A 12,513-nucleotide genomic window follows, 5' to 3' on the forward strand; every position below is an offset into this window, starting at 1 on the left:
TATTAAGCCCTCTTTATACGCTTGTCTTTCTTTAAATCAAATAATTTAATACCTTCTCCATCAAATGCAACCATAAGCATAACCTTTGTTCCTGCTTTTTCACATTTAATTACAGTTCCTTCACCATATTTTTCATGTATAATCTTTTCTCCAACTTTGTAAACATCTTTAGAAGAAGTCTTATTTGGTTTTTGATAATGATTTAATGGTTTGTCCAGTTTTGTTCTTCCAAGATCTGCATTAGAAACATAAGTTCTGGAATAATCTGTATAAGCATCATTTCTAATTTTCGAAGTAGTAACTCTTTCTTCATCAAAATTAAATTCAAGATTAATGCTTTTATCGTCAACATAATTAATTATTTCATCTACAAAACTTGAAACTCTATAAAGATTTAATTTCCCATACATAGTCATACTCTTTGTTGAAGAAATAAAAAGTTTTTCTTTTGCTCTAGTAATAGCTACATAGAAAAGTCGTCTTTCTTCTTCAAGTCCATCATCTCTCTCTTTAATTGACCTTTCACTCGGAAATATACCTTCATTCATTCCTATAATAAATACAACTTTATATTCAAGTCCTTTTGCAGAATGAATAGTAGTTAAAGTAACAGTATCATCCGAATCTTCAGTCTTATCTATATCTGATAAAAGGCTATTTGTTTCAAGATATTCTAGCAATTTAGCTCCTTTATAGTTATTAGAAATTTCTTCCAAAAATAAATTTATATTTTCTGCCTTTTTTTCAAACTCTTTCTTTTCATTTTCTCTTAAATAATCTACAAATTTGATTGAATCTAAAAGTTCTTTAATCAAAATTTCAACTTCAGTATCTTCAACACAAGTGATAAAGCCGAAAATCATATCTCTAAAATTTTCAAATTCAGTTCTTAATTTTTTACTTACAGAGTCCAAAAATTCATTTCTAAATAGTCCATCAAAAAGACTGATATTTTCAGCATAGCAATATTCCTCTAGTTTTTGCAAACTTACATTTCCAATTGAACGCTTAGGATAATTTATTATCCTTCTAAAAGCATTATCATCCTTCGGATTTGCAATTAATTTTAAATATGCCAAAATATCTTTAATTTCTTTTCTATCGTAAAACTTTAGACCACCGACCATTCTATACGCAATAGAATTTTTTCTTAGTGCATTTTCAATTGCAAATGATTGAAAATTTGCACGATATAAAACTGCGATATCTGATAAATTATAACCTTCAAAAATCAAATTTGAAATATTTTGTGCAACTTCTATAGCCTCATAATTTTCATTTTGATAGCTTTTATAAATTATTTCATCTCCGCCCTTTTTTTTTGTCCAGAGATTTTTTTCTTTTCTATTTACATTATTTTTTATAAGTTCATTAGCACAATCCAAAATCTTTTGTGTTGAACGATAATTTTCTTCAAGTAAAATTATTTTTGAATTGGGAAAGTCATTTTCGAAATTTAAAATATTTGAAATGTTTGCACCTCTCCACCCATAAATTGATTGGTCGATATCTCCAACGGCACATACGTTTTTATATTTAGATGCTAAAAGTTTTATAATCTCATATTGGGAATCATTCGTGTCTTGATATTCATCAACATAAATATATTTAAATTTTTCAGAATAATAGTCCAAAACTTCAGGACATTTTTTAAAAAGTTCAATAGTTTTAAAGATAAGGTCGTCAAAATCTAAAGCATTATTCTTTATTAAGATTTCCTCATATTTTTTATAAATTTTTTCTACTACATCAGTATTATTTCCAAAGGAAAAATATTTTGAAAATTCACTTGATTTAACATTTTTGCCTTTAGCATCACTTATAATTCCAATAATAGCATTTTTGAACTCTCCAAGTACACTTTCCCAAGTAGGATTTTGTTTAAAAATCTCTTTTAAAACTAACTTTTGATCATCTCTATCATAAATAGTAAAATTATTTGAATATCCTATTTTTTCTATATTGAATCTTAAAATTTTAGAGCAAATTGAGTGAAAAGTTCCTATCCACATACTAGAAATATCTCTTTTAAAGATATTCTCTATTCTCTCTTTCATTTCCTTTCCGGCTTTATTTGTAAAAGTAATAGCTAAAATTTCGTATTCACTTACATTTTTTTCTAAAACTGCATAAGCGATTTTTGTAGTTAATACCTTAGTCTTTCCACTTCCTGCTCCAGCAAGAACCAACAATGGAGAACCAAAATGCTCCACAGCCTCTAATTGTCTATTATTTAATCCCTTCAATAAATCCATACATAACCTCATTACTTATTTATAAAAAAGCAATGGATTTACCATTGCTTAATTAAAATTTATTTTCCAATAGCTTGAACAATATCATTTGAAATTTTTACAATTTCAATATTTTCAATATTTTTGGCTTTTATTTGCACATTTTTACCAACATCTTCTTTCTTAACTGAAACATAAAGTTTTATGTCGTCTTCAGTTAGCTTAGCCAAGTCAGATTCATAGCCTCTCACAGTAACCTGAACCTTATTTTGTAAACCTTTCAATAGTATTTCTTTATCAGACTCATTCTCTATTGAAATATTAGACGTATCAATTTCAAAATTCTTTTCAATCTTTTTGTCAACATCAATATTAATAACAACCTTTAGATCATTATTAACAAGAGCTACATCAGATGGTAATTCCAAATTAAGATTATATGAACCTGATTCCTTTATTTGAGACAAATCAAAAGGTTTAGTGCTTATTTCCGAAATTTGTTCCAAACTTGTCAAATTTCCAACCAATGAAACTATATTAGGAACAATGTTTTTCTTTATAATTCTTACATCACTAGGTGGTGTATTTATTTCTACTAATTTTATTGGAACTTCTTTAAAGTTCTTAAATCCGATAGAAACATTAGTGTCTGTTTTACTAAGAGTCACTTTTTTAACTTCTTGATTAAGTTCATCAACAGCTACTATTTTAGATTGAACTACTTCATCACTATCTTTATTAGTAACATCTACAACACAAAGAACTTTCTTAACTTTATTTACATAACTAACCGGTCCACTTACTACAATTTCAGAATCAGCAGGTTCTTTTTTTGCTACAACTTGGTTTTTATTCTTTATTTGTCCAACTGTTTCAACTTCAACTTTATAAGTTTTACTTATTTCTTCATCTAAAGTAACTAGTAAATCAGTTTCTGAAGCTGATTTAAACTGAACATTATATGGAACTTTATAATTAATAGATAATCTATGTGCCCCAGATGTTATCCCATTTTGTAAATTCACCTCTGCAACTATATCACTTTTATTTACAGAATAAACATCACTTCTTTTTCCTGTTATAGTAACTGTTACTGTTGGATTTTCAGGACTTATTCTTATAAGTTTTCTAGATTCTAAAACAGATTGATTCTTAAAACTTACAGGAACATCATTAAATTGCCTTGTAACAACTGGATTAACTCCACCAATAACAAGAAACCACATAACTATTCCAACAGCCAATGAAATTACTTTTAATTTAAAATCTTTCTTAATTAATTCAATTATACTCTTTATATTAATCTTTTTTAACAATTTTATCACCTTGATTTTCAACAATTTCACTAACTTCTTCTTTTATATCTTCAATAATTTCTTTTTTTACTTCCTCTTTAAGTTCTTCCTTTGTTACAGATTCTTTTGAAATTTCTTTGTTTTCAAATAAATTTTGGAAAATTTCTTTTAATGAATTAGTATTTTTTTCTTCGACAACAAAATTTTCAACTAAATAATTTAGTAAGTATTCTTTTGAAACATTTCTATTTATTCTTGATTTTTCACAAATAGAAACATATCCTGTTTCTTCACTAACAACGATTACTATAGCATCTGATTTTTCTGAAATACCAATACCAGCTCTATGTCTTGTTCCTAGTTCCATTGATATTTGTTTACTATCAGTTAGAGGTAAAAAACAAGACGCTGCTATAATACGATCATGACTTATAACAACTGCCCCATCATGCAATGGAGTATTAGGAATGAAAATATTCATTAACAATTCATAGGAAACGTCAGAATTCAAAGAAATACCTGTTTCAATAATATCCCTAAGACCTGTCTTTCTTTCTAAAACCATTAAAGCACCAATTTTTTTGTCAGCTAATGAATATGTAGCCTTAACAATTTCTTCAATGACATTAGCATTACTACTTGATACTTCAAAATTAACAGGTTTTAAAAGTTTATTATTTCCAATATGTTCCAATATCCTTCTAAGTTCTGGTTGAAATACTATCAAAATAGCTATAAAACCAACAGTAACTGCATTATTTAAAATCCAACTTATAGTATAAAGTTTAAAAAACTCACTAAGTTTTGAAGCTATAAAAATAAATAGTATCCCTTTTATAAGTTGAGTTGCTCTTGTTCCTCTAATCAATGCAAATAACTTATAAAACATAAAACTAACTATAAATATATCTATAATATCTGTTATTCTTATAGTTGATAACAAAAAAAATAATTTATCTAAACCCATAAAATCACATCTTTCTAATTTTTATATTTTTCATATTAATTATAATACAATATCAACTAAAATTCAACAATTGTTAATATAGAAAAAACTTTCAATTAAATTGAAAGTTTTTGTAATTTGTACTCAATAAAAACATCTTCTCCGATATTTTTTTCTTTTCCGGTATTTAGTTCTACTACTTTTAATATCTTCTTATCGTTTTTCTTTAACTTTAACTGATACTCTATAAAAGCTCCTCTAAATTGTTTTGATAAAATTTCAGCAGGTTCTTCAGTTTCATAATCAACTATTTTGATTTTTTCCGGTCTAATAAAATTATCATTATCCAATTTATTTGAATTTCCAATAAATGATAGTGAGAACTCACTATTTGGAGAATTATATAGCTCAGTAACTGCAGAATTTTGAATTATTTTTCCTTCATTCATTAAAATAACTCTATCAGCCATTGTAAAAGCATCTTCTTGGTCATGTGTTACTAGTATTGTCGTCATTTTAAAATATTTTACAAGTTTCTTGATTTCATTTCTCATTGTAATTCTTAAATTTTTATCAAGATTTGAAAAAGGTTCATCAAGCAAAATAAGTCTTGGACTTATAACTAGACTTCTTGCAAGTGCCACTCTTTGCCTTTGACCACCAGATAACTCATGAATTTTTCTTTTTTCATATCCTTCAAGTCCAACAATTTTTAGCATTTCCACAGATTGTTTTATTCTATCTTGCTTTTTTACATTTCTAAATTTCAATCCATAAGCAATATTTTCTAAAACATTTTTATTACTAAAAAGTCCATAAGATTGAAAAACTGTTGAAATATTTCTATCTTCTGGATTTAAAGAACTTATATCTTCTCCATTTAGTATAATTTGTCCTGAATCGTTTTTAATAAAACCTCCAATTGAATTTAAAATGGTTGTTTTTCCACAACCGGAAGGTCCCAATATACATAGAATATTACCTTCTTCAAGAGAGAAGTTAATATCTTTTAAAACTTCCTTTTCACCATATTTCTTACATAAATTTTTTACTTCTAAGAACATAAGTATCTCCTAATTTATTTAAAATATAATTAATAAACATAAATAATAAACTAAAAATTAAGCAAATCAGAATTATCAATATAGCTAATACTGAAGCAGTGTTGTATTTACCACTATTTATGACATCAAACATTACAAGAGTCAAAACCTTTTGTGCTGGATATACAATGAAAATTATAGATCCAACTGTAGTCATAGTACTATTAAATCCATTTATCATGCTTATAACAAAATGATTTCTTGTATGTGATAAAATAACATCTTTAAAAATAAAGAATTCATTTGCTCCTAGGTCTTTTGCACTTAAAATTTGATTCTTATCTATTGTTTCTAAACTAGAACTAAAGACTTTAGTTGAAAAAGGAAGTTGCTTAAAAGTAACATTCAAAATAACTATTAAAGCAGTTCCTGTAATGTAAATTGGATAATTATTAAAAGCTAATATATATCCAATTCCAAAGAAAGTACCTGGTAACATATATGGCATAGTAGCAATAAAATCAAATATTTTTAAAAATTTTACATTTCTTATATGAATATAATATTGTAGTAAAAGTCCTATTAGACTACCAAAGAAAGCAGAAATCAAAGAATAATTAATACTTCTAAAAATAGTTTTATCTATATGGTCTTTAATTCCTATAAAGTGTTCAAATGTAAAATATAATTTTCCTTTTGAATAATCTGTAAAAGCAGATAAAATTATAGAACTATATTGTAAAATTAATAAAATCAAAAATATTGTTGATAAAAAAATTGCAAAGGAAAAAATAATACCTTTCTTTTCAATATTAACTTCTGACACATTAGATCCAAAATTTGTATTTGAAATTATTCTTGAATTCTTTATATAAAATATAAAAGTAAAAATAACTGGAATACAAAGTATTATATTCATAGCTCCAGCCTGAATAATATTTCCATCAGAAATAAAAACATTATATGATTTTGAAGCTAAAGTTTCAAAAGAACCACCTATTATTAAAGGTGTAGAAAAATCAGCAATACTTCTTATAAAACTTAAAATTGCAACAACTTTTATGCTAGGTAATAATTGAGGTAAAATAATATCTAAAATAATATTATTTGTTTTTGCACCTAAAGATCTTGCACTATTTATTTGCTCCTTATCAATATTATCTAGTGTAGATATAATCATAAGAGCACTCAAAGATATAAGCCCTATACTTTGCATTAAAATAACACCAAAAGAACCATAAGCATTAAATGAAAGCTTAAAAATATCATGTGTTATAAAACCTCTTCTTCCAAAAAGTTTTATATATGCTAATGATGAAACAAAAGGTGGAGATATCATTGTAATCATTAAAACAAATGAAATTAATCTCTTTATACTCTTTCTAATACTAAAACAAAAAATTCCAATAGAAACCGAAACAATTGTTGTAATTATGGTAGCAAAAATTGCTACAAAAATTGAATTATATAAAAGTTTACTCTGTGTTTTTAAAAAAGAGAATCCTTCTAAAGTAAATTTTCCTTCATTAAAAAATGTGGAAGTAAAAACTTTTAAGAAAGGAAATAAAATAAAAGTAAATAAACAAAAAACAAGAGTTAATATAATAATTACATCTAAAAATTTAAAATATCTTTTCATAACTTTAATTAATTAAAAAGGGAGATTGCTCTCCCTATTTTCTATTGTAAAACAACAAGATTTCTAAAAATATTCTCGATAAAAATTATCGTGAAATTTTATTTTCCTTGTGTTAATTCTGCCCATTTCTTAAGAATAGCTTCTCTTTGTGAACCAAAACTTTCTATATCCTCTTTTATAAATTTATCTTTAGGTAAGCCAAGATCATACCCTTTAGTTCCTTCAATTACCATTTGACTACCATCTTTTCCATCAAGTTCAGCAATCAATTGTTGATTTTCAGGCCTTAAAATAAAATCTTCAAATGCTTTTGCAACTTCAAGGTTTGGACTGTTCTTAAAAATTGCTACACCTTCTGGTACCCAGCACAAACCATCTTCTGGATAAATTGCAGTTAAATTATTTTTTTCAGCTACATCAAAAGCTGATTTATCAATTGGAATAATTCCTATTCCAAATTCTCCTGCTACTGTTTTTTCTTGTGGATCTTTTCCTCTTTTTCCATAGAACTTAACATTATCATTTAACTTTTTAAAATATTCCCAGGCCTTTTCTTCTCCATACTTATCTATAAGGCCTTTAACATTTGCAAAACTAGTTCCTGAAACAGCAGGATTTGCCATAATAATTTCATCTTTATACTTAGGATCTACAATTTCTTCCCAAGTTTTAGGTACTTTAAGTCCTTTTTCTTCTAAAATTTTATTATTTACTAAAAATCCTACAACTGTAACTCCCTTTGAAATCCAGTAACCTTCATTATCTTTAAATCCTTCTTTAATTTTATCAAATCCTTCAGGTTTATACATTTCTAAAAGACCATCTGATTTAGCTTTCATAAAGGCATCAATTCCGCCACCAAACCAAACATCAGCACTTGGTTTTCCACCTTCAGCTTTAATTTTAGCAATTACTTCTCCACTTGACATTGAAAGAAATTCAACTTTAGCCTTAGTTTCATCTGAAAACTTATCAAAAAGTTTTTTATATTTTTCAGACGTAGCTACAACATTTAAAGTTTTTCCTTCAAAGTTTTTAGTAGTTTCTACCTGTTTTTCTTCTTTTTTATCTTCTGCTTTTTTAGATTGACAACCAACTAACATTAAGCCAGCAAGCATTAAAGATAAAATTCTTGATTTTTTCATATTTTCCTCCTAAATTATCTAATCCATATTATTTTAATATAATTATGGAAATAAAATAAATGCAACTTTATCACAAAGGATAAAGATATAATTATTATATCATATTTTTATAATTTATCATAATTTATTTTAAGATAATAATATTATTTTTTATTATTGATATTACACTGATAATATAATTTTTAATAAACTAACAAATTTATATGAAATTATAATAAATTTCTATAATTAATGATAAATATTTTCAAAAAATTAGTTGAACTAAATAATTTAAAAGTACATTTTTTACTATTATTATAATATTTTTAAAAGATTTTTATTTAAATATGTTTTATTCCACTATATTTGTGGAATATAATAAAGGTATAAATTTTTATGGGAGGTGTTGTATGAAAAAAGAACGAAGTGAAATGATTCTACATGGTAATATTTACAAAATAATCGCAATAATATCCATTCCAATTATTTTAAACAATTTTATTCAACAGTTATACTCTCTTGCAGATGCCTTTTGGCTAGGAAAATTAGGAACAGCAGAATTTGCATCAACAAGTTTTACTTGGCCTGTTATTTTTTTATTTAATTCTATTGGGATTGGACTGTCAATAGCTGCTATATCTTTAATTTCTCAATTATTAGGTCGAAAGGATTATTTACATGCACAAAAATATGCGGATACTTTAATTAATATTTCTTTACTATTTTCTATAGTATTTATGTTGTTAGGATATTTTAGTGCTGATTTGATAGTAAAAATGATGGGTGCAACTGGAGATTTAGCAAAATATAGTATAATCTATTTAAAATATAGCTATCTTGGAATTCCATTTATATTTCTCTACTACATATATTCATCAATATTATCTGCTCAGGGCAAAAACACAATTCCTACAATGATAAGTACAATTTGTGTTATATTAAATATGATTTTAAATCCGATTTTTATTTTTGATATAATTCCTTTTACATCAATTTCAGGATTTGGACTTGGAGTAAAGGGTGCGGCTGTTGCAACAGTATTAACACAAGGAATAATGTGTATTGTTGGATTTATTCATTTAAGAATAAACAAAGATATTATTAAATTAAATCTAAATAGTTTAGTATATATTAAATGGGAAAAACATATTCTAAAAAGAATTTATAGAATTACTTTACCATCAGTAATAGGGCAAGTTGGAACTGCCATAGGTTTCATGATAATGAACTCATTTATTCAAAGCTATGGAACAGAAACTGTTGCAGCTTACGGTATGGTAAATAGAATAAGTGGACTTTTAAATATTCCTCCAGGCGGAGTAGGCTCTGCAATAACTTCAATTATTGGACAAAATATAGGAAATAATAATATTAAGAGAGTTAAAGAAACATTTAAAAAAGCTTCTATTATTATAATTATTATGTCAATTATAATTGCAATAATTAGTTTTATATTTAGATATGAAATTTTATCTTTCTTTATAAGTGCACCAAAAGATTCAGTACTTATGGTACAAGCAAATAGTTATATGTTCTATACATTAATAACTCTTGTAATGTTAAATATGTTTTTTGTATATCAAGGACTTTTCCAAGGTTCTGGAAATAGTAAGTATTCAATGGCTATAGATATGATAAGACTTTGGATAATAAGGCTTCCATTAATACTTTTTTTCAAGAATTTTACAAGTTATGGTGCAACAGGTATATGGCTTGCAATGGCAATTTCAAATGTATTAGTAAGTATGATTGCTCATGCAATATATTTAAAAGGCGGATGGCAACAAGGATCATTTTACAGATAAAATTAAGAGATAGAATTTTTAAAAGTTTAGGTTGGAATAATTTCCAACCTTTTTTTATTTTCTCTTTATATAAAAAGACTATTGCATCGATTGCAATAGCCTTTTTACCTAATCTACTATTTTTAATTTTATATTATTCTTGTCCTCAATTTCAACATAATTATTATCTTTTACATAATCAATCAAAACTTCGGCGATATCCCTCGTATCTTCTTTAAGAGTTTTAAGTTCTGGGAAAAACGAAAAATTTCCTCCACCAGTCGCTCTATAATTATTTAATACAAGTTTATATTTTTTATCTAAAATCAACTCTTCTCCATCAACTTTTACATATGTTATATAATTTTTACCACTTTTTGAAATGTTCATTGTATATTCTATTCCGTCAAGCATGTCATAATTATACATCTCTCTTTTTGGATATAAAAACTTTGGATTAATATCAATTTTATTATCCTTAACTATCCAATAAGTTGAAAGCTGTGTTAAATAATCTAAAATATTTTGCCCACTCATTTCTTTTAAAACTAATGTATTTGGAAATGGATAATTTAAAATTATATCTCTATATCTTAACTTTTTACCAAAACCAGGCATAACTTCAAAAAGACAACAAGAAGAAATATCCGCTCCCATTGTTTCTTTTTGAATTTTATTTATAAAACTTGTAATCGAATGTTTTTCCAATTGAGCAGTCTTTGTATCAGAAATATACATTTCTTTATTACAACTACCAATTTCAATATCCAACCATTTTTCCGTTTCATTTAAAACTTCTTTAAATTTTTCTTCCATTTCAAAATCAATTTCATATTCTGAAATATCTTTAAGATTAACTGAAATACCTTCATCAAATAAAATTTCCATACAAGTTGCACAGCCATCGGCACATTGTATTACAAGAGTGTCTTTTATCTTTCCTGTTAAAGTCCTATGTTGATGACCTGTAACTAAAACATCTATTCCGGAAATTTTATCACAAATCTCATATCCTACATTTTCTCCTGTCAAGTTTTCAGTAGGATTTCCATTTTCCAAATCTCTTTCAAAACCGCCATGATAAAAAACTACCACATAGTCAACCTTATCTCTAACAGCTTCAACTGAGTTTTTAACAGTTTCAAAAACGCTTAAGATTTCCAAATTTTCTAAATTTTTAGGATTTTCCCAATGGTCAATATAATCAGTTACAACTCCGATTAGTGCAACTTTTTTATTATCAATATCAATAATATCTGTATTTCCAAGTTTTTCATCTTTATACTTTACATTACTGGTAATACATTTTGCATTATTTTCTTTAACATAATTATATAAAAATTCACTACCATAGTTAAAATCATGATTTCCTATATTAATATAATCACAATGTATATGATTAAGAGCTTTAGCAACTATATTTTCTTTTAAATTAGCATTAGCATAGGTTACCAAAGGTGTTCCTTGATTTATATCTCCATTATCAACATAAATTACTTTTCCCTTTTTTCTTTCCTCTTTTAAAAAAGTTGAAAATCTTGAAAGTCCTTTACTAGCTATAGCAGAGTTTACAAAATTGTATGCCAATAAATTACCATGAACATCAGTGGTAGATAAAATTTTAAAAGCCATTAATATCCCCTCGCCAATTTTCTTCTTACATTATTAGAAAATACTTCTATAATTAAAACTAAAACAATTATTCCAACTAAAATTGATCCAACTTCATTCCAACGATAATTATTCATTGCAAAAATAAGTGGTGCCCCAATTCCACCCGCTCCAACAAGTCCAAGAACAGATGCATCTCTTAAATTCATATCAAATCTGTAAATAACTATAGAAATTAACTTTGAATAAATTTGTGGTAAAATTCCATATCTTATTTGCTCAATTTTAGTACAACCAATCGCAGAAAGTGATTCAATTATTCCAAAATCTAAATCTTCTATAACATCTATATATAATTTAGTAACCATTCCTATTGAAACAACAGACATTGTAAATACCCCAGCCAGCGCTCCAGGTCCTGTAACACCTATAAACATAAGTCCATAAATAAAAGCTGGAACAGTTCTAACACACATTGTAAAAAATCTTCCAATTACAGCTACATATTTTGAGACAATTTTCTTTGCAGAAATAAATGCAAAAGGAATAGAAATAATTGCTCCAATTATGGTTCCTAAAAACGCAATACACATTGTTTCAAAAAGTAAATAAATTACACCTTTATTATCAAGTCTAAAAAGAAATTCTACATCAGGATGTAATATTCCACTTATAATGTTTTTAGCAATAGTCATTGAATCTTTAACATCATCGCCTTTTTTAATAGACATTGCTGACCAAACTAAAAGTCCTAAAACTATTACGATAACTGCAATGATATAAGTATAAGATTTTGGCTCTTTTTTTAATTTTTCTTCTACTTTTGAATTCATCATT

The 12,513-nt window shown here is 26.2% G+C and carries 9 protein-coding genes; 1 reads left to right on the plus strand and 8 read right to left on the minus strand.

What is annotated here, in order from left to right:
- Positions 1 to 2 precede the first annotated feature (2 nt).
- The 6 genes from RWJ08_RS01835 to RWJ08_RS01860 all read right to left on the minus strand — a co-directional run bounded on the left by RWJ08_RS01835 (position 3) and on the right by RWJ08_RS01860 (position 8,302).
- Positions 3 to 2,255, minus strand: a complete 2,253-nt coding sequence (locus RWJ08_RS01835) for an ATP-dependent helicase (protein WP_293438854.1) — start codon at positions 2,253 to 2,255, stop codon at positions 3 to 5.
- Between the two features lie 59 nt (positions 2,256 to 2,314).
- The gene (locus RWJ08_RS01840) at positions 2,315 to 3,559 is read right to left on the minus strand and encodes a YbbR-like domain-containing protein (RefSeq protein WP_141557451.1); all 1,245 of its coding nucleotides are present in this window, start codon (positions 3,557 to 3,559) and stop codon (positions 2,315 to 2,317) included.
- A complete protein-coding gene (gene cdaA / locus RWJ08_RS01845) occupies positions 3,534 to 4,496 on the minus strand; it encodes a diadenylate cyclase CdaA (RefSeq protein WP_313960860.1) in 963 nt (320 codons plus the stop codon). The genes RWJ08_RS01840 and cdaA overlap by 26 nt, the downstream gene beginning before the upstream one ends.
- Before the next feature lie 95 nt (positions 4,497 to 4,591).
- The gene (locus RWJ08_RS01850; protein WP_313960861.1) at positions 4,592 to 5,539 is read right to left on the minus strand and encodes an ABC transporter ATP-binding protein; all 948 of its coding nucleotides are present in this window, start codon (positions 5,537 to 5,539) and stop codon (positions 4,592 to 4,594) included.
- Positions 5,511 to 7,157, minus strand: a complete 1,647-nt coding sequence (locus tag RWJ08_RS01855) for an iron ABC transporter permease (protein ID WP_313960862.1) — start codon at positions 7,155 to 7,157, stop codon at positions 5,511 to 5,513. The genes RWJ08_RS01850 and RWJ08_RS01855 overlap by 29 nt, the downstream gene beginning before the upstream one ends.
- A 98-nt stretch (positions 7,158 to 7,255) precedes the next feature.
- Positions 7,256 to 8,302 carry an ABC transporter substrate-binding protein gene (locus tag RWJ08_RS01860; protein ID WP_313960863.1) on the minus strand — a complete coding sequence of 349 codons (1,047 nt, stop codon included), beginning with the start codon at positions 8,300 to 8,302 and terminating at the stop codon, positions 7,256 to 7,258.
- 389 nt (positions 8,303 to 8,691) lie between these two features.
- Between RWJ08_RS01860 and RWJ08_RS01865 the strand changes: the two genes are divergently transcribed.
- Positions 8,692 to 10,086: an MATE family efflux transporter gene (locus tag RWJ08_RS01865; RefSeq protein ID WP_313960864.1), complete on the plus strand. Its 1,395-nt coding sequence runs from the start codon at positions 8,692 to 8,694 to the stop codon at positions 10,084 to 10,086.
- Positions 10,087 to 10,194: 108 nt separating this feature from the next.
- On the opposite strand, the gene RWJ08_RS01870 is transcribed toward RWJ08_RS01865, so the two are convergent.
- Both RWJ08_RS01870 and phnE read right to left on the minus strand, forming a co-directional pair.
- Entirely contained in the window at positions 10,195 to 11,697 is a 1,503-nt protein-coding gene (locus RWJ08_RS01870) for a bifunctional UDP-sugar hydrolase/5'-nucleotidase (RefSeq protein ID WP_313960865.1), read from the minus strand.
- Entirely contained in the window at positions 11,697 to 12,512 is an 816-nt protein-coding gene (phnE, locus tag RWJ08_RS01875) for a phosphonate ABC transporter, permease protein PhnE (protein ID WP_313960866.1), read from the minus strand. The genes RWJ08_RS01870 and phnE overlap by 1 nt, the downstream gene beginning before the upstream one ends.
- Position 12,513 lies beyond the last annotated feature (1 nt).

It is taken from the genome of uncultured Parvimonas sp., from assembly GCF_963524015.1.
GTDB lineage: Bacteria > Bacillota > Clostridia > Tissierellales > Peptoniphilaceae > Parvimonas.